This is a genomic window from Stenotrophomonas sp. TWI819, assembly GCF_039673075.1.
GTDB lineage: Bacteria > Pseudomonadota > Gammaproteobacteria > Xanthomonadales > Xanthomonadaceae > Stenotrophomonas > Stenotrophomonas rhizophila_B.
In genome coordinates this window covers 191,455-211,029 of record NZ_JBDJKY010000004.1, presented here as the reverse complement: position 1 = coordinate 211,029, position 19,575 = coordinate 191,455, and the positions used below count along the sequence as shown (strand labels likewise).

Genomic DNA, 19,575 nt, shown 5'->3' with positions numbered 1-19,575 from the left:
CCACGGCAACCGACCGCCCGAATGCACCCGCCGCCCGCACCGCGTAAAATCACGTTCCTGCCCTCTTACGCGAGAACTGCATTGAAGATCCTGGTCATCGGCGCTGGCGGCCGCGAACACGCCCTGGCCTGGAAGCTGGCCCAGTCCGCGAAGGTCCGTGAGGTCATCGTCGCCCCCGGCAATGCAGGCACCGCCACCGAGCCCAAGTGCCGCAACGTGGACGTCAAGGTCACCGATCTGGACGGCCTGCTGGCACTGGTCGGCAGCGAAGGCATCGGCCTGACCGTGGTCGGCCCGGAAGTGCCGCTGGTGGCCGGTGTGGTTGATCGCTTCCGCGCCGCCGGGCACCGCATCTTCGGGCCCACCGCCGCCGCCGCGCAGCTGGAAGGCAGCAAGGCATACGCGAAGGACTTCCTGGCCCGCCACAAGATCCCGACCGCGTTCTATGCCGTGCATACCGACATCGAACCGGCGCTGGCCTACCTGCGTGAGAAAGGCGCACCGATCGTGGTCAAGGCCGATGGTCTGGCCGCCGGCAAGGGCGTGATCGTGGCGATGACCTTGGCCGAGGCCGAGGACGCGGTGCGCGACATGCTCTCCGGCAATGCGTTCGGCGATGCTGGCGCACGCGTGGTGATCGAAGAATTCCTGGACGGCGAAGAAGCCAGCTTCATCTCGATGGTAGACGGTAAGACGGCACTGCCGATGGCGACCTCGCAGGACCACAAGCGCGTCGGCGACGGCGACACCGGGCCGAACACCGGCGGCATGGGCGCGTACTCGCCGGCCCCGGTGGTGACCGATGAAGTGCATGCGCGCGTGATGCGCGAGGTGGTCAACCCGACCGTGCAGGGCATGATCGCCGACGGCATTCCGTTCACCGGCTTCCTCTATGCGGGCCTGATGATCGATGCCAGCGGCGCGCCGAAGGTGATCGAGTTCAACGTGCGCTTTGGCGACCCGGAGACCCAGCCGGTGATGCTGCGCCTGCAGTCGGACCTGGTGGATCTGGTCGAGGCGGCGATCGATGAGCGCCTGGACACCGTGGAGGCACTGTGGGATCCGCGCCCGTCCATCGGCGTGGTGATGGCCGCCTCGCCCTATCCGGAAACCCCGATCACCGGCGACGTGATCCACGGCTTGGAGGCGGTCGCCGCGACGGCCAAGGTGTTCCATGCCGGCACCACGCTGGACGCGCAGGGCCAGGTGCTCAGCGCCGGCGGCCGCGTACTGTGTGTGGCGGCATTGGGCGGCACGGTGGGCGAGGCACAGCGCAACGCCTACGCCGGCGTCGGTGCGATCCATTGGGCCCATGAGTTCCACCGCCGCGATATCGGCTGGCGGGCGATTGCGCGCGAACAGGGCTGAGGCGGGTCACGGGCAGCAACGGCTGCCGTGCAGCGCAAAGGCCCGGCATTGCCGGGCCTTTGTTCTAGAGAACGGCGTCGAGCCCTTTCCGGTCGATCAGGTTCAACAGTTTCAGCGATGGCCCACTGGGCTTCTTGTCGCCCTGCTCCCAACTGCGCACTGTTGAAACACTGGTGTTCAGCACGCCAGCGAATACCGGCTGGCTGAGCGCAAGCGATGTGCGAAGTGCACGGATCTGGGCGCTGCTGTACGTGGGCACCGGCTCCAGGCACAGGGCGTCGTAGCAGATCAATCGACGCTTATCGATGACGCCATGCGCATGCAGGTGGACCGCAGCATCGTGCACGGCCTCCAGAAGCCGGCTCTTCGGGCGCCGCGGCTCAAGTGTCTTTGTCATGACATATCTCCTGCAGGTCGCCGCACTTCACGGCGCGATCCAATTGTGTCGAGCTCATTCCCAGAAATTCCGAGGCATACAACTGGAGCGCATCCCGTTCCGTACCGCTGATTGTCGCGCGCTCGTTCTTCTCATAGCCGAAAAGGAAGAACCAACTGCTGCCCCGCGGGGCAGCGATGATGTTCCGGACACTCCCGCGCTTCCCGCGGCCGGGCAACCTAACCCGCTTCTTGAAGATGCCACCGCCGAGGTCAGCATCCACCAGGCCTCGCCGCATCTCTTCCACCGCGCGGCACAGGGCTTCGTCGCCGAGCGCGGACCTTCGCAGGCTGCGGTTGAAACCCCGGGTTCGGAAGACACGTTGCATGATCATACCGTGCCACTGAGTGGTACGGCGTGAACATCAGCAGGTGGCGTGCCTCGCTGTCGGAAAGATCAGCGGACAGACACCGGTGTAGCCCTGCCGGAAAAGAAAAGGCCCGGCAGTGCCGGGCCTCATCATCCTTCCAGCGCCTCACTGCATCACGCAGTAAACAACGCCTTCATCTTCTTCAGGGCGTTCGCCTCGACCTGGCGGATGCGTTCGGCGGACACGCCGTACTCATCGGCCAGCTCCTGCAGCGTCACCTTGCTGTCCGCGTCCAACCAGCGACGGCGGATGATGTCGCGCGAACGCGCATCCAATTCGGCCATGCCTTCGCGCAGCAGCTGCAGCTGATTGTCTTCGCTGTCCATCCGCTCATACGCCATCGAAGGATCTTCTTCGTTGGCCCGCAGGTAGGCAGCCGGCGACGGCGGCGCATGATCGTCATCGTCATCGCTGGAGAGATCGAAACCGATATCGCGACCCGACAGGCGCGACTCCATCTCGAGCACTTCGCGCTCGGACACGTTCAGGTCCTTGGCCACCGCGCTGACTTCGGCCGCGTTCATCCAGCCCAGACGGGTCTTGGACTTGCGCAGGTTGAAGAACAGCTTGCGCTGCGCCTTGGTCGTGGCGACCTTGACGATGCGCCAGTTCTTGAGGATGAACTCGTGCATTTCCGCACGGATCCAGTGCACCGCGAACGACACCAGGCGAACGCCCATGTCCGGGTCGAAGCGCTTCACCGCCTTCATCAGGCCGATGTTGCCTTCCTGGATCAGGTCGCCCAGCGCCAGGCCGTAGCCGTTGTAGCCGCGGGCGACATGCACCACGAAGCGCAGGTGGGAATGGACCAGCTCGCGCGCGGCGTCCAGATCCAGGTCGTCGCGGAAGCGGCGGGCCAGATCCTGCTCGTCATCGACCGACAGCACCGGGATCTGGTGCACGGCACCGATGTAGGCGTCCAGCGAACCGAGCGCACTGGGAATCGGGAGATTGTTTGCCACAAGGGCAGTAGAGGTGTTCTGGCTCATAGCACTCATCTTAGCAGTCCCGGAATTGGACTGCTAAAGCGGAAAGAAGTTCCAGCGTTCTGTTCATGGGACGCTGGCACCGAAGACACCCCTAACGTACCGCGAAATGATGACAGTGGCGAGAGGCTGGAAACAAACCATCAAACCCCATGAAATCAACAGGATAGACGGATGAATTGGGCGCTGGCGCGTGTTTTCTGGCTGAACAGGCTGCCGGAAGCGCCCATTCAGCCCGGAAAGGTTGTCGGCAGTTCAGCCAGGCATGGCCTGGCTCTACCCTCATGCCCCACCGAAGCCGACCGCCAACACCGCGATCCCCGGTAGTGCCACGCCATGCGTGGCAGCCCGAACTCACCGGAGCCCATTCCACGCCATGCGTGCCAGGCCCGAACCCACCGACGCCTAGTAATACCCCGCCATGTTCAAGAAGACCCCCTTCTGGTCGTACTTCAGCTCGGTCATGTCATCGCTGAACTCGGTGAAGTTGTAGCCCACCCCGACCTTGAAGTTCTCCCCCACCCGGCGGTCCACGCCCACCAGCCAACCTTTGCGCCCGCCGCCGTCGCGCACCTTCAACCACCGGTGCTCGGCCAGGCCTTCCCACTGCGCGAACAGGCGATAGCGCAGCTGCAAGGCAGCGAAGTCGGCACGGCTGTCCAACCAGACCCCCTCACCGCGCCCGGTGCGGTAGTCACCCCAGCGCGAGGCCAGCTTGCCGGCCACTTCCCAGCGCGCGCCCAGCTGGCGGATCCCTTCGAGCGAAAGGATCTGCGAACGCTGGTCGTACAGGTTGCCGCCCTCCTGCCCGAGCGAGGCCACGTCGTAGAGGTAGGTGAACTTGCCAAAGCCCGCCCAGCGCGTGTTGTCGTGCGGGCGCCAGGCGAAGCCCATGTTGGTCTCCACCAGCTTGGCGTCGGCCAGGCGGTCGATGCGGTCTTCGGTATCGGCGTAGTTGGCGCGCAACGCGAAACGCCAGTCTTCGTTGAGCTTGTACAGCAGGCGGTTGGTGGTCACCCACTGCTCGCGCTGTTCGGCGCCACTGTCGCGGCGGTACTCCAGCTTGCTGTTCCACTGCGCCACCGCATCGGTGCGCCCGCCGCTCACGCTGTAGGCACGGCGGTCGACGCGGCCCACGGTGGAATCCAGCTCGCCGTCCATGATCGTGAAGCCCAGGTTCCAACCCTGCGCGGGATAGAAATCCATGCCGAAGGTATGCACGAGGCCGGCGCTGTCCTGGCGGCGATCCTTCAGATACTGGCTCTCGTTGTAGACGTTGACCTGGTTGCTCAGCCGCCAGCGCTGGCCCAGCGTCCAGCCACTCTGCAGGCCGGTATCGAACAGCGGATCGGTGCCGGTGCGGTCGGTGCTGTAGCTGTAACTGCCGTAGAGGCTGTGATCCGGTGCCATGCGGTACTCACCGTCGACCTTGGCACCATGACCGCGGCTGCCACCACTCACTTCCGCACCGACACTGCTGCGATCGCCGAACAGGTACCGCGCGCCGAGGGTCAGCAGGTCATTTTTCTCGTAGGCACCGCCATCATCGTCCAGCGTGACCTGGCCGGTGCCGTACACCTCCCAGGAAGCGCCGAAGCGCTGGCGGTAGCCGATCGCAGCGAGCAGCGCATCCACGCTCTGCAGTTCCTGCTCCTCGCGCACGCGGCGCAGTTCACCGGTCAGCTGGCCGTCGTTGCCCAGCCGCCATTCGGCGGTCAGCTGGCTCTGCTCCAGGGCAAGTTCGCCCTGTTCGGTGCGGGTGTGTCGGCCATACAGACTGAAATCGTCGTTGAGATAACCAAGGAACTCCGCACCGTATTCCTGGATCGGCAGGCCGGTGTCCTGGCGCGCGACCGAGAAGCCGGCGTCCACGTCGCGCCACCATGCGCCCAGGCTCCAGTCCTGCGTGGTCCAGCCCAGCTCACGCAGGTTGGCACGCGCTTCCACGGCGCTGGCAGTGCCCGAGCGCCGGCCTTCGTACGGGTTGCGGCGGATGAAGCTCAGGCCGCCGTTGTCCGAATAGAACACCGGGGCGGCGGTGGCTTCCGTGCGGGTCTGCTCCATCTTCAGATAGGTGCCACGCCCGGCCTGCAGGGTGAGGTCGGCGCCCTTGAGGCTGTAGTTCTCACCGCTGCGGTTTTCGTCGATCCAGGTGCCGCCGATCGCCACGTGATCGCCGATCCACTGCCGGCCGCGCGCACCGTAGGTCACGTCATCGCTGCTGAAACCCAGCGGCACGTATTCGTAGTCCACCAGCAGCAGCTGGTCGTAGCCATCGAGCGGCATGTCGCGGGTGATACTGCGCACGTTCTCGCGGGTCAGCTGCGCCAGCGGTCGGGTCAGGATCAGCCGGCCCTGCAGCGTGTCGATCTCGTAGTCGACGCCTTCCTGCAGGGTGGCCCGGGTTTCGGTGCGGCCGGTAGTGCGGTCGCGCACTTCCAGCACCACCTGTTCCGAGCCGGGCAGCACGTCGGTATGCCGCAGGTAGTACAGGCTGCCGCCGGTGCCGAGGAACTCACTGTGGCCCGGGGCGGACTGCGCCTCGGAGCCGAACACCTTCACCTGCGAACGCGCCTCGCCCAGCGGCGTGGCCTCCAGCGACCGCCAGTTCAACGCACCGCCGTAGAGCGAGCGCACGTACTGGCCGTACTCGGTGCCGGTGATGCCGGTGGCGTAGTTGCCCCACACGGCCTGGCTCTGGTCCCAGTCCACGCGCAGGTACAACCGCCCCTGCGTATCCACGTCGCGATACGTGGTGGAGTCGTCGCCATACACCGGGTAATACAGGTCCGGATCCAGGCGGCGGAACACGTCCTGCGCGTCGGCCTGGGTGAAATCGCGGAACAGATACTTCAGCTCGCGGTCCTGGGTGTCGGCCTGTGCAGTGACCAGGTATTTGCCACGCAATTTGCCCTTCAGGTAGAACGCCAGCCGGCCCTCACTGAGGAAGCTGTCATCGTCGCGATCATCTGCAGCGAGCGGCTGCAGATTGCCGCTGGCGCTGTTCTTGGAGACGGTGACATCGGCGATGGCGACCAGGAACAGGTAGCGGCCGGTGACATCCACCTCCAGCTGACGCTGGGCGGAAGGCGCATCGCGTGATTCGACACTGACGTCGTAACGATGCTCACCCACCGGCTCGAGGAACTCGGCGGCGAACTTCTGCTCCAGATCGACCGGGAAGTCCTGGCCGTCGATGCGCACGCGGCTGTTGGGCTCCAGATTGCGGCCATACAGGCGCACGCGCGACCCGTGGATGGGGATGTTCTGCAGGCGGAGCATGCTCTGCCCATAGATGCTGTTGCTGAGCTGCAGGTCCTGCGCGCTGTCGCCATCCAACGCCTGGCCAAGTGTCTTCTGCACGCTCTCGCGGGTGATCTGCAGGCCACGGTCGAAATCGGCCGGGGTCACCAGTTGGATGCGCTGGAGGCGGGTTTCATCGAACGCACCACCGGCGCCATAGGCGCGCGCCACGTAGATCAGCTCATCGCCGGTACGCAGCTTGACCTGCGGCAGCAACTCACCACTCCACTCCGCGTCGCCGACATAGTCGGCCGGCAGCTCGATGCGGGCCAGCGGCGTGACCAGATCCGTGTCGGTGCCGCGATACAACGTCACCTCCAGTGTCTGGATGAACGAGGCGTAGTTGTTGTAGCTGTGGAAGCGCAGCGGGCGGATCACCCGGCCGTTCTCGAACGGCACCGTGGCGGCCGCCTGCACGCTCAGGCTGGGCGGTACCATGGTCGGGTCTTCGGTGGCCCACACCACGCCGCCGTTGGGCAGCTCGGCCATGAACTGGCCCCCACGCGCGGCGACATCCGGGGTGACTGCCGGCGATGCGGGCACCGCGCCGGCCGTGGGAAGATCCGCGCGGCCGGGTAGCGGCAGCGCCGGCTCGCTGTCATCGAGGATGCGCAGCAGCAGCCCGTCATCGTTGCGGCAGCTGTCGGCCTCGCAGCGGATCGGCGCGGGGGACGGCGCCGGTGTGACCGGCTGGGCGGCGGCCGGCAGTGCCGGCAGCAGCGCGCTGACCAGGCCGACGATGAGGCGGCGGGAGATCAGGCTGGGAATGAGGGTCATATCCATGTCAGCGCCCCTCCCCGATCGTGCGACCGGGACTGTCAGGCTCGGGGGGATCGTCCAGGCGCAGGCGATGCAGTACGCGCCCGTCGGTGCCCAGCACTTCGATCGTGGTTGCCGCGGCAACCGGGTCCGGCAGCTGCGGTCGTAATGCCTCACGCAGCACCTGCGCGCGCTGCAGGGCGAGCGGCACCTGCCCGGCGGCGGCGCTGAGCTGCAGGCGCCCGCCACCGCGCGACACCAGTGCTTGAGCGGCCGTTGTGATCACCGGCGCGCGGTCAGCGTCCAGCCGTGCCGTGCCGGGGGCGAACAATGCCTCGCCGAGTTCGATCCGCGCGGGGCGCGATGCCGCAGCGGCAGTCGGCGCGGTCGGATTCGATGCGGTCGTACTCAGTGCACCCTCGGGCATCCGCACGCCGAAGTCGAAGCGCGCCGGCAGCCCAGGCGTGATGCGGCGGACCAGCGGATTGGGCGTGGTGAAGCGCGCACCGGCCGGCAGCGTGGACGGATCCACCTTGAGGATGAAGTTGCGCCCGCGTGCCTCGCCACCAGGGATCCCGACCAGGTGGTAGCGGCCGAAGGCGTCGGTTTCCATCAGCAGGCCTTCCACCGCTGCGATGCGCACGCCGGGAATGCCGCGCTCACCGTCATCCTGGATGCCGTTGTCGTTGCGGTCGTCGAACACGCTGCCCACGATCAGGCTCTCATCGAGCAGCGGATCGGTGGTGATCTCCACCTCGGCCGAGGCGACGTTGCCGATCGTGCGGTTCTCGCCGTCGATGGCGGTGATGCGGTTGGTATGCACGCCCGTACCAGTACCCGCACCGACACGCAGGTAGTACACCACCGTCGCCCGCTCACCCGCCGCCACATCGATGCCATCGATGCGCAGCGGCTGCACGCCACTGGTGCGCGCGTCGTTGTCGGCATCGATCACCGCGAAGCCACCGCGCACGAAGGTGAAGCCCGGCGGCAGCGTATCCAGCAGCGTGGCGCCGTTGGCATCCACCTCGCCGACGTTGTCGATGGTGACGGTGTAGCGCACCAGGTCACCGATCTGCGCGCTGCGCTTGGCGGCTACCTTGGTCAGGCGCAGCACGGCCTGCTGGCCGGCCACCGTCACCGCGACATTTGCCTCGGCGCACATCGGGGTCGGGATGGATACATCGCAGACCCGGTAGCGGAAGCTGTCGGTGCCGGCGAAGTTGGCCGCCGGCGTGTAGGTGCACAGGCCGTTGCCGCATTCCACGGTGCCGTGCGCCGGCGCCACCGCGACCTGCAGCGAGGCCGGATCCAGCGGCGCAGTGCGGGCGCTGTCATTGGCCAGCACATCGATCACCTGCGGCCCTGCGGTTTCAGCGGTCATGGCGTCATCGGCCAGGGTGAGTACGTTCGGGTCGACCATGACCGTGACCGTCGCACCGGCACACATCGCCGGATCGGCCACGTCGCAGACCTGGTAATCGAAACTCTGTTCGCCGGAGAAATTGGCCAGCGCAGCAAATCGGATGCGGGCACGCGGCATCACCGTCGCGGTGCCGTAGGGCGGCGCTGCGGTGATGGTCACGCTGACCGTGCCCGGATCGATCGGCGTGCCGTTGACGCGGTCGTTGCCGAGCACGTCGATTTCGATCACGCCGTCCTGCGGTATCTCCACACGGTCATCCGTGGCATCCACGCCCGGTTCACCCGCGATGACGGTGACGGTCACGTTGCCGGTGTCGCAGACGGTGGGCTGGTTGAGCAGGCAGATCGTATAGGTCGTGCTGTAGCTGCCCGGGGCCAGCGCGGCGGCGACATCCACCCAGCCGTCGGCGCTGAAGCTCAGTGCGTTGGTGGCCACCGGCGCGAAACTCACCTGGGTGGGATCCAGCGATGCGGAGTTGAACGTGTCATTGGTGAACACGTTGAGCAGCCGCACGCTGCCGGTCGGACCGACCGGACCGCCGCTGTCGTCCACCGCCAGCAGGGCACCGACGGGCCCCTGTATCCGGACGGTGGCGATCGCGGTGGTGCAGTTGGTCGGCACGCCGTTCTCGCACAGCTGGTACGCCAGCTGCACCTGGCCGGGCTGCACACCGGCCGCGACCATGATCTGGCCCTGGTTGTTCATCGTGTAACCGGGCGTGCTGCCGGTCAGGCTCGCGACCACACTGCCGACCGGCGGCGGGGAGACGTTGTTGAAGCTGTCGTTCTCCAGCACCGAGCGGGCGATGGTGCCGCCCACGGCCGGGTCCACCGGGGTGCCGGTGAAGTCATCGTTGACCGCCAGCACCACGTTGACCGAGGCGGTCAGGGTGAGCGTCACGGTGGCATCGCCACACTGCGCGCTGTACGGCGCGGGCAGGCAGACGCGGTAGGTGAAGCTCTGTGGACCGGTGACGCCTGCCGGCGCGGTGTAGGTGAACGTGCCATCGGCGTTGAACACCAGGCCCGGCAGGGCACCGCTGGTCAGGGTATGGACCGCACCAGGCGCGACGTTGTCATTGAGGCTGACATTGCCCGAGAGCGGCACACCGGCAGGCACGGTGAAGCTGTCGTTCTGCGGGACCGGTGTAACGGCCACGATGACGGTGGCGGTCGTGCAGTTCGTCGGCGCGGCGGCCTCGCAGATCTGGTAGGTGATCGTGCTGGCACCGGAGAGGGCGCCAACGGCCACCGCGATCGTGCCATCCGGATTGATGCTGAAGCCGGCCGGTGCACCGATCAGGCTGAGCTGCACCGCGCTGCCCGGCGGTGGGCTGACACCGTTGAGCTGATCGTTGTCGAGCACGCTGAGCGATGACGAGGTGCCCGGGACAACATTGGTGAGCACGTCATCACCGGCCACCAGGGTGCCGTTGTTGATGTTGAGGGTGACCGAGGCGATGCCGCAGAGCGTGGCATACGGCGCCGGCAGGCAGGTCTGGTAGCTGAAGCTGACCGGGCTGACCGTGCCCGCCGGAGGCGTATAGGTGAAGCCACCATTGGCGACCAGGGTCAGGCCCGCCGGCGACGCGCCCTGCACCGTATGGACAGCACCCGGCGGCATGGCGTCGTTGCCGGCCACGGTGTTGCTGAGCGTCTGCCCGACCTGGACCGAGAACGCGTCGTTCTGCGGGGCGGGGCTGACCACGACGGTCACGCTGGCGGTATCGCAGTTGGCCGGGGCCGCTGCTTCGCAGATCTGATACGTGATCGTGGTGACGCCGGACGTGGTGCCACTGGCCACCGTGATGGTACCCGCCGCGGTGATGCCGAAGCCGGCCGGTGCACCGACCAGACTCAGCACCACGTCCGCCGGTGCGGGCGGTGAAACACCGTTGAGACTGTCGTTGCTCAGCACGCTGCCGCTGGACGTGCTCCCCGGCACCACGCCGGTGAGCGTGTCATCGCCGGCCACCAGCAGACCGTTGTTGACGTTGAAAGTGACGATCGCAGTGCCGCACAGGCTGCCGTTCGGTGCGGGCAGGCACACCTGGTAGGTGACGCTGACCGGACCGATCAGACCGGTGGCCGGGGTATAGGTGAACGTGCCATCGGGCGCGAAGACCAGGCCCGCCGGCGGCGTGCCCTGCAGGCTGAACAACGCGCCAGGCGGTGTGCCGTCATTGACCGCGACCGTATTGCTCAGCGTCTGCCCGGCCTGCACGGCGAATGCATCGTTCTGCGGTGCCGGCGTGACCACCACCGTGACACTGGCGGTAGCGCAGTTGGCTGGCGCGGCCGCTTCGCAGATCTGATAGGTGATGCTGGTAGACCCGGACATCACGCCAGTACCGACACTGATCGTGCCATCGGGATTGAGGGTGAAGCCGCCAGGCGCGCCGACCAGGCTCAACACCACATCGGCCGGCAACGGTGGCGAGACGCCGTTGAGGCTGTCGTTGGCCAGCACGCTGCCGACCGTGGTCGCCCCCGGCACGACGCCGGTGAGCGTGTCATCGCCTGCGGTGAGTGTGCCGTTGTTGACGTTGAGGGTGACCGTGGCCGTGCTGCACAGGCTGTTGTTGGGCGCCGGCAGGCACGCACGGTAGATGAAGGTCACCGGGCTTGGCGTGCCCATCGGTGGCGTATAGGTGAAGCTGCCATCCTGGTTGAACGCGAGCCCTGCCGGCGGCATGCCCTGGACGGCCCAGTTGGACCCCGGCGGCAAGCTGTCGTTGGTCGCCACACTGTTGCTCAGCGACTGCCCGGCCTGCACGGAGAAAGCATCGTTCTGCGGTGCCGGGCTGACGATCACCGTCACCGTGGCAGTGGCGCAGTTGCCCGGCGCGGCGGCTTCGCAGATCTGATAGGTCAGCGTGGTCGGGCCGGCCATGGTGCCGGTCGCAACGCTGATCGTGCCGCTGGGTGTGATCGCGAAACCGGCAGGCGCGCCGACCAGGCTCAGCACCACGCTGGCTGCCGCCGGCGGGGAGACACCGTTGAGGCTGTCGTTGGCCAGCACGCTCGCCGCCGAGGTGGTGCCCGGCGCCACGCCACTCAGCGTGTCGTTGCCGGCGAGCAGCGTGCCGTTGGCGATGTTGAGGGTGACAGTGGCCGTGGCACACAGCGACGTCGGAGCCGGCAGGCAAGCCTGGTAGGTGAAGGTGACCGGACTCGGCGTGCCGGCCGCCGGTGTGTAGGTGAACGAACCGTCCGGAGTGAAGACCAGGCCGGCAGGCAGCGGGCCCTGCACCACGAACGTCGCGCCGGCCGGCATGCTGTCATTGCTGGCCACGCTGTTGCTCAGCGACTGCCCGGCCTGCACGGTGAACGCATCGTCCTGCGGCGTCGGGGTCACGATGACGGTGACGGTGGCGGTGTCGCAGTTGCTCGGCGCCGCTGCTTCGCAGATCTGGTAGGTCAGCGTGGTGCTGCCCGATACCACGCCGGTCGCCACGCTGATGGTGCCTGCCGTGGTGATGGCAAAGCCGGCCGGTGCGCCCACCAGGCTCAGCTGTACGTCGCCCGGAGCGGGCGGGCTGACCGCATTGAGGGCATCGTTGGCCAGCACGCTGGTACTGGACGTGCCGCCGGCGACGATCCCGCCGAGGGTGTCGTCGACGGCGACCAAGGTGCCGGTGTTGACGTTGAGCGTGACGGTGGCGGTGTTGCACAGCGCGGCATCCGGCGCGGGCAGGCACGCCTGGTAGGTGAACGTCACCGGGCTGGCGGTGCCGAGCGGCGGCGTATAGGTGAACGTGCCGTCCGCATTGAAGGTCAAGCCGGCGGGTGCGGTGCCCTGCACCGCCCACGTGGACCCGGTGGGCAGACTGTCATTGGCGCCGACATTGCCGTTGCTGATCGTGCCGCCGACCTGCACCGCGTAGGCATCGTCCTGCGGCGCAGGTGCGATCACCAGCGAGACCGTGGCGGTATCACAGTTGGACGGCGCAGCGGTTTCGCAGATCTGGTAGGTCAGCGTGGCCGGGCCGGAGGTGACGCCCACCGGTACGGTGATCGTGCCGTCGGTGGCGATGCCGTACCCGGCAGGTGCACCCACCAGGCTCAGCTGCACGCTGCCCGGTGCGGGCGGGCTCACGGTGTTGAGCGCATCGTTGGCCAACACGGTTGGCGTGGCTGCCCCCGGCGCAATGCCGACGAAGCTGTCGTCGCCAGCGACCAGCGTGCCCAGATTGACGTTCACGGTCGCCGTGGCGAGACCGCATACCCCGCCATTGGGTGCGGGCAGGCAGGCCTGGTAGGTGAAGGTGACCGCGCCGGCGGTCCCCACCGGTGGGGTGTAACTGAAGCTGCCGTCGATGTTGAACACCAGCCCGTTCGGCGGCGTGCCCTGCACGGCCCAGCTCGAGCCGGCCGGCATGCTGTCATTGGTGGCAACGCTGCCGCTGGTGATCGTGTCGCCTGCCTGCACGGCGAAGGCGTCGTTCTGCGGCATCGGCGTGATCACGAAGCGGATCGCGGCGGTGTCGCAGTTGGTCGGCGAGGCGGCCTCGCACACCTGGTAGGTCAGTACCGTGGCGCCGGCGATGACGCCGGCCGGTACCTGCACGGTGCCGTCGTTGTTGATCACAAAGCCGGCCGGCGCACCGACCAGCAGCAGCTGCACGGTGGCAGACGCCGGCGGGGTGACACCGTTGAGCGAATCGTTGGTCAACACGCTGGGCGTGGCGGAGCCGACACTGACCGGAGCGGCGAAGGTATCGTCGTTGGCCACCACCGCATTGACGCTGATGTTCAAGGTCGCCGTGGCGGTACCGCATACGGCTGCGTCAGGTGCCGGCAGGCAGGCCTGGTAGTCGAAGGTGACCGGGCCGATGGTGCCGGCCGGCGAGGTGTAGGTGAAGCTGCCGTTGCTGTTGAATACCAGGCCCTGCGGCGGCGATGCTACGCTCCAGCTGGAACCGGCCGGCATGTTGTCGTTGCCCGACACGTTGCCGGTGCTGGGCTGGCCGGACTGCACCGCGATCAGGTCATCGAGCGGCACCGGACGCACCACCACGGCGATGTTGGCGGTGGCGCAGTTGTTGGCGGCCGCCACTTCGCAGATCTGGTAGAGCAGCGCGATGGCGCCGGTGGGCGCGTTCGCGGTCACCGCCAGTGTGCCGTCGGGATCGAGTGTGAACCCGGTGGGCGCGCCGACCAGCGACAGCGTCACGCTGGCGGCGGCCGGGGGGGTCACCCCATTAAGCGCGTCATTGATCAGCACGCTCAGCGTGCTGGCACCCGGCGCGATCGCACCGAAATTGTCGTCGGCGGGCACCAGCAGTCCGTTGTTGATGTTCAAGGTGGTTGTGGCCGTGCCGCATACGGCGCTGTTCGGCGCGGGCAGGCAGGCCTGGTAGACGAAGCTGGCCGGGCTGGTGGTGCCGGCCGGCGGCGCATAGGTGAAGCTGCCATCGGCGGCGAACGTCACGCCTGCCGGCGGCGTGCCCTGCAGCGTGTAGAGCGTACCGATCGGCATGTTGTCGTTGCCCGCCACGTTGGCGCTGAGCGTCTGCCCGGCCTGCACGGTGAAGGCATCGTTGGCCGGCGCCGGGGCGACCACCAGCGCGATGTTGGCGGTGGCGCAGTTGGTCGACGCGGCCGCTTCGCAGATCTGGTAGGTCAGCGTAGTGACACCGGCCGGCGCACCCGCGGCCACGGTGACCGTGCCATCGGCGGCGATCGCAAAACCGGTCGGTGCGCCGATCAGCGACAGCACCACCTCGGCGGGCAGCGGCGTGGCGGCATTGAGGGTGTCGTTGGTCAACACGGACGGCGACGCGGCACCCGGCGCGAGCGGAGTGGTGAAGCTGTCGTCGATCGCCACCAGGGTGCCGCTGTTGACGTTGATCGTCGCGGTCGCGGTGGCGCATGCCGCGGCATCCGGCGCGGGCAGGCAGACGCGATAGTCGAAGGTGATGGCCCCGGTGAAACCGGCCGACGGCGCGTAGCTGAAGGTACCGTCGGCCGCCAGCACCAGGTTGTCCGGCGAGATGTTGAGCACCGTGAACTGTGCCCCTGCCGGCGCATTGTCGTTGCTGGCCACCGAGCCATTCAGTACCTGCCCGGCGGGGGTGGACAGCGCATCGTCCACTGCCGATGGCGCGACCACCAGGCGTACCGAGGCGATGGCGCAGTTGGCCGGTGCCGCCGCTTCGCACAGCTGATACGTCAGGCTTTTCACGCCCGCAGGCGTTCCCGGCGCCACCGTCACCGCCCCCTCTGCGGTGATCGCCAGCCCGGCCGGCGCACCCACCAGCGCGACCTGCACATCGGCCACGGCCGGCGGAGTCGCACCGTTGAGCGCGTCGTTGGCCAGCACCGAGGGGGTGCTGCCACCGGTGACCGGATTGATCGGCGTGGCGCTGAAATCGTCGTCGTTGGCGGCCAGGGTGCCCACGGTGATGGCGATGCTGGCGCTGGCAGTGGCACACAGGGCCGCGTTCGGCGCCGGTAGACACACCTGGTAGTCGAAGTTCACCGGCGTGGCGACGCCGACCGGGGGCACGTAGCTGAAGCTGCCCGAGGGGGTGAACGACAGTCCGGTCGGCACCGTGCCGGTGACGCTGAACACCGCGCCCGCCGGCACGTTGTCGTTGTCACCCACGTTGCCGTTGAGCGCCTGCTCGGCCGCCGTGGAGAACGTGTCATTGGTGGCCGACGGGGTTACCACCAGGCGGATGGTCGCGCTCGCGCAGTTGCCGGGGAGCACCGCCTCGCACACCTGATAGGTCAGCACCGTGGCGCCGCCGGTGGCGCCGACGGGCACCTGCAGCAGGCCGTTGGCATCGAGGGTGTAACCGGCCGGCGCACCGACCAGGCTGAGCAGCACGCTGCCCGCCGTCGGCGGCGTGGTGCCATTGAGGCTGTCGTTGAGCAGCACGCTCGTCGCGCTGCCGCTGCCGGGGGCCAGCGGGGTGGCGCTGAAGTCGTCGTCCAACGCGACCAGGGTGCCGGCGTTGACGTTGATGGTGGCACTGGCGTTGCTGCACTGCGCGCTGTCCGGTGCCGGCAGACAGACCGTGTAGGTGAACGCGACCGGCCCGGTGACGCCCACCGGCGGGGTGTAGAGGAAGGTGCCGTCCGTCCCGAACTGCAGTCCGTCCGGCACGGTGCCGGTGAGTCGGAATACTGCGCCGGGGGGCACGTTGTCGTTGCTGCCGACGGTGCCTGCCAGCAACTGTCCCACCGGGGTGGAGAAGACATCGGCGGCGGCGAGCGGGGACACCACCAGGCTGATCTGCGCCGAGTCGCAGTTGCTGGGCAGCGCTGCTTCGCACAGCTGATAGGTGAGCGTCACCGCACCGGCCGGCACGCCACTGCCGATCGTCAGTGTGCCGTCGGCCAACAGCGTGTACCCCGCCGGCGCACCGACCAGGCTGAGCAGCACATCGGCCGAGGCCGGCGGTACCGTACCGTTGAGGCCATCATTGCCCAGCACCGATCCGGTGCTGCTACCCGTGGCGGGATCGATCGGCGTTGCGCGGAAATCATCGTCGTTGGCCACCAGCGTACCGGCGTTGACATTGATCGTCGCAGTCCCACCCGAGCACACGGCAGTATCCGGTGCAGGCAGGCACGTCAGGTAGGCGAACGTCACCGCGCCCTGGGTTGCCACCGGCGGGGTGTAGGTGAAGCTGCCATCGGGGTTGAACACCAGCCCTGCCGGTGCCGTGCCGCTGAGGCTGAAGCCGGCGTTCGCCGGGACGTTGTCATTACCGGCCACGCTGGCACTCAGCGCCACGCCGACCTGTGTACTGAAGGTGTCGTTGACCGCCACCGGCGCCAGCAGCAGCTGCACCGCACCGGTATCGCAATTGCTGGGCAATGCCGCTTCGCACAGCTGGTAGCTGACGTTCACCGCGCCGGCGGCAGCGCCGCCGGGAATCGAAAGGGTGCCGTTGCTGTTGATCACGTAACCGGCCGGCGCACCGATCAGACTCAGGATCACCTGTGCCGGTGCCGGCGGAATCGCACCGTTGATGGTGTCGTTGCCCAGCACGCTGTTCGTGGTGCCGCCGGTGGCGGGATTGAGGATCGCGCTGCGGAAATCATCGTCGTTGGCGACCAGCGTGCCGGCGTTGACGTTGAGGGTGACCGTGGCGGTATCGCACACGCCCGCCAACGGTGCCGCCAGGCAGGCCTGGTAAGTGAAGGTGGTGGTGCCGGTGTACTGGGCCGGCGGGGTGTAGATGAAGCTTCCATCGCCGTTGAACACCAGCCCGGCCGGGCTCGCACCGGATACCGCATAGGTGGTGCCGATGGCGACGTTGTCGTTCACTGCCACGTTGCCGCTGAGCGGCGTGGCGACCTGTGTGGTGTAGGCGTCGGCTACGGCATCGGGCGCGATCACCACCGCGATGGACGCGTCGTCGCAGTTGCTCGTCCCGGCCTGGCAGAGCTGATAGGTCAGGCTGACCGGGCCGGCGGGCGCGCCGGCAGGCACCTGCAACTGACCATTGGTATCGAGCGTATACCCGGCCGGCGCGTTGATCAGCGACAGCGCGGCCTGGGCCGGCAGGATCGCCACGCCATTGAACGTGTCATTGCCCAGCACGCTGGCGGTCAGGCCGCCAGCACCGGTCAACGGCGTGCCACTGAAATCATCGTTATTCGCGGCGATCGCACCGGGACTGACGTTGATGGTCACGGTGGCCGCATCGCAGACACCGGCATTCGGTGCGGGCAGGCACGCCTGGTAACGGAAGGTGTCCGGCCCGGTATAGGCCGACTGCGCGGTGTAGCTGAAGCTGCCATCTGCATTGAGCGTCACCGTGCCGTGCGCGGCCACGGCCAGCAGGCTGAACTGCGCACCCACGCCCACGTTGTCGTTGCCGGCCACATTGCCGGTCAGCGCGATGCCCGCCGTGGCCGAAAACGCGTCGTCGACCGCATCGGGTGCGATCACCAACTGCACATTGGCAGTGGCACAGTTGGTCGGCGCGGCCAGTTCGCAGACCTGGTAGCTGAAGCTCACCGCGCCGGCCGCCGCACCCATCGGAACCGATACCTGCCCTGCCGTGTTGACGGCGTAGTTGGCCGGCGCGCCGGTAAGAGTCAGGGTGACCGCGGCGGGCACCACTGGCGCACCGTTGAGGGAGTCGTTGCCAAGCAGGCTGATCGTGGTGGTGGTCCCCGGCTGCAACGGCGTGGCGAACACGTCATTGACCGCAGCGATCTGGTTGGCCTGCACGTTCACGCTGACCGTCGCGGTATCGCACACGCCGATGTTCGGCGCCGGCAAGCACACCTGGTAGGTGAAGGAATCCGGTCCGGTGTTGGCGTTGGTCGGCGTGTAACTGAAGGTGCCATCGGCATTGACCACCGCGGTGCCACGGGTGGGCGCGGTGCCCAGCGTGTAGGCCGACCCGCTGGCGATGTTGTCGTTGCCGGCCAGGGTGCCGGTGGCCGGTTGTCCGCCACCGGGCGTGGTCACCGTGTCGTTGACCGCGTCGGGGCTGACCACCAGGTTGGCCGTGGCCGTTGCACAGTTGGCCGGCAGTGTGTTTTCGCAGAAGCGGTAGGTCAGGGCCAGCGGGCCGGCTGCCGCAGTAGCGGGCACCTGGATGGCCCCGGTGCCGGTGATGGCAAACCCGGCCGGCGCACCCACCAGGCTCATCGTTACCTGGGCCTGCGGCACCGCGCCACCGTTGAAGGTGTCATTGGTCAGCACGCTCGGGGTGAGCCCGCCTGCACCGGACGGCAGGGGCGTGGTAAAGGTGTCGTCAGCGGCCACCAGAGCATTGGCATTGACCACGATCGAGGCGGTCGCGGTGGCGCACACGGCGCCATTCGGCGCGGGCAGGCAGACCTGGTACTGGAACGAGGTGGGCGCCGCGATGCCACCGGCCGGTGCATACACGAAGGCACCGTTGCTGTTGACGGTGAGGCCGGCCGGCGTCGTGCCGATGGCGCTGAAGGTTGCACCGGCCGGCGCATTGTCGTTGCTGGCCACGTTGCCGTTGATCGACGCCGCGCCACCGATGGCGTTGAAGCTGTCGTTCACCGCGGTCGGGCTGATGATCAGGCTGGCCGTGGCGGTGGCGCAGTTGGTCGGCGAGGCGTTTTCGCAGATCTGGTAGGTCAACGTGGTCGCGCCTGCGGCCGCACCGGCAGGCACCGTGATCACGCCAGCGCTGTTGATGGTGAAACCGGCGGGTGCGCTTTGCAGCGCAATGATCAGATTGGCGCCATTGACCGGCGCGCCGTTGAGGGTGTCGTTGGTCAGCACCGTGGGCGTGCTGCCACCGGTCGCCGAGGAGATCGCGGCGGCGAAGGTATCGTTGGTGGCTACCAGTGCATTGGCCTGCACCGGAATCGCCGGTGTGGTGGCACTGTTGTCCCCCAGGGTCGGATCGGTCGTGCCGGCGGGCAGCAGCAGAGAGACCGTGTTGGCCGGTACCGTGGCCGGGGTGCTGGTGGGTGCAGTCCCGTTGACCAGCAGCACCACGCTGTCGCCCACGGCGACGTTGACCTGCACATTGATGGCATTGCCGGTGCCGCTGGCCTGCGCGCACGCGGACGCGCCGGTGCTGCCCTGGCAGCTCCAGGTCACGTTGGTCAGCGACGGCGAGACGTTGTCGACCACGGCCACGGCCGAGGCCACCGACGGGCCCGCGTTGCCGACCTGGATGCGGTACTGAACCGCACCACCCGCGGCCACCGGCGTGGCGCTGAGCAGCGTCTTGGTCACACTGAGCTGTGCCTGCAGTGCCAACGCATTGGTATCGGTAGCACTGTTGTTGCCGGGCATCGGATCGGCCACGTCGGTCGGCGCCGTGACCGTGGCGGTGTTGTTGAGCGGATTTGGGTAACTCTGCGCCAGCAGCGGCGGCGGCAGCAGCAGCACCAGCAGGGCCACCGCATGCGCGATGCTGGCCGACGCCTTGCCTGCCCTGCGATGCGTGCCGTTAGCTGCCATGCGT

The 19,575-nt window shown here is 67.6% G+C and carries 6 protein-coding genes; 1 reads left to right on the top strand and 5 read right to left on the bottom strand.

Going from position 1 to position 19,575, the window contains the following annotated elements:
• The first annotated feature begins 81 nt into the window (after positions 1-81).
• On the top strand, positions 82-1,368 hold the full coding sequence (purD, locus tag ABE463_RS07525) for a phosphoribosylamine--glycine ligase (protein WP_346467718.1): 1,287 nt from the start codon (positions 82-84) through the stop codon (positions 1,366-1,368).
• A 64-nt stretch (positions 1,369-1,432) separates the two neighbouring features.
• On the opposite strand, the gene ABE463_RS07520 is transcribed toward purD, so the two are convergent.
• The 5 genes from ABE463_RS07520 to ABE463_RS07500 form a co-directional block, all read right to left on the bottom strand.
• A complete protein-coding gene (locus tag ABE463_RS07520; RefSeq protein ID WP_123729996.1) occupies positions 1,433-1,765 on the bottom strand; it encodes a DNA-binding transcriptional regulator in 333 nt (110 codons plus the stop codon).
• A complete protein-coding gene (locus ABE463_RS07515) occupies positions 1,749-2,132 on the bottom strand; it encodes a type II toxin-antitoxin system RelE/ParE family toxin (RefSeq protein WP_346467717.1) in 384 nt (127 codons plus the stop codon). The genes ABE463_RS07520 and ABE463_RS07515 overlap by 17 nt, the downstream gene beginning before the upstream one ends.
• Before the next feature lie 155 nt (positions 2,133-2,287).
• The gene (gene rpoH / locus ABE463_RS07510) at positions 2,288-3,163 is read right to left on the bottom strand and encodes an RNA polymerase sigma factor RpoH (RefSeq protein WP_346467716.1); all 876 of its coding nucleotides are present in this window, start codon (positions 3,161-3,163) and stop codon (positions 2,288-2,290) included.
• A 402-nt stretch (positions 3,164-3,565) separates the two neighbouring features.
• Positions 3,566-7,246 (bottom strand): TonB-dependent receptor, encoded by a 3,681-nt coding sequence (locus tag ABE463_RS07505; RefSeq protein ID WP_346467715.1) that lies wholly within the window; start codon positions 7,244-7,246, stop codon positions 3,566-3,568.
• Between the two features lies 1 nt (position 7,247).
• A complete protein-coding gene (locus tag ABE463_RS07500) occupies positions 7,248-19,571 on the bottom strand; it encodes an Ig-like domain-containing protein (RefSeq protein ID WP_346467714.1) in 12,324 nt (4,107 codons plus the stop codon).
• Positions 19,572-19,575 lie beyond the last annotated feature (4 nt).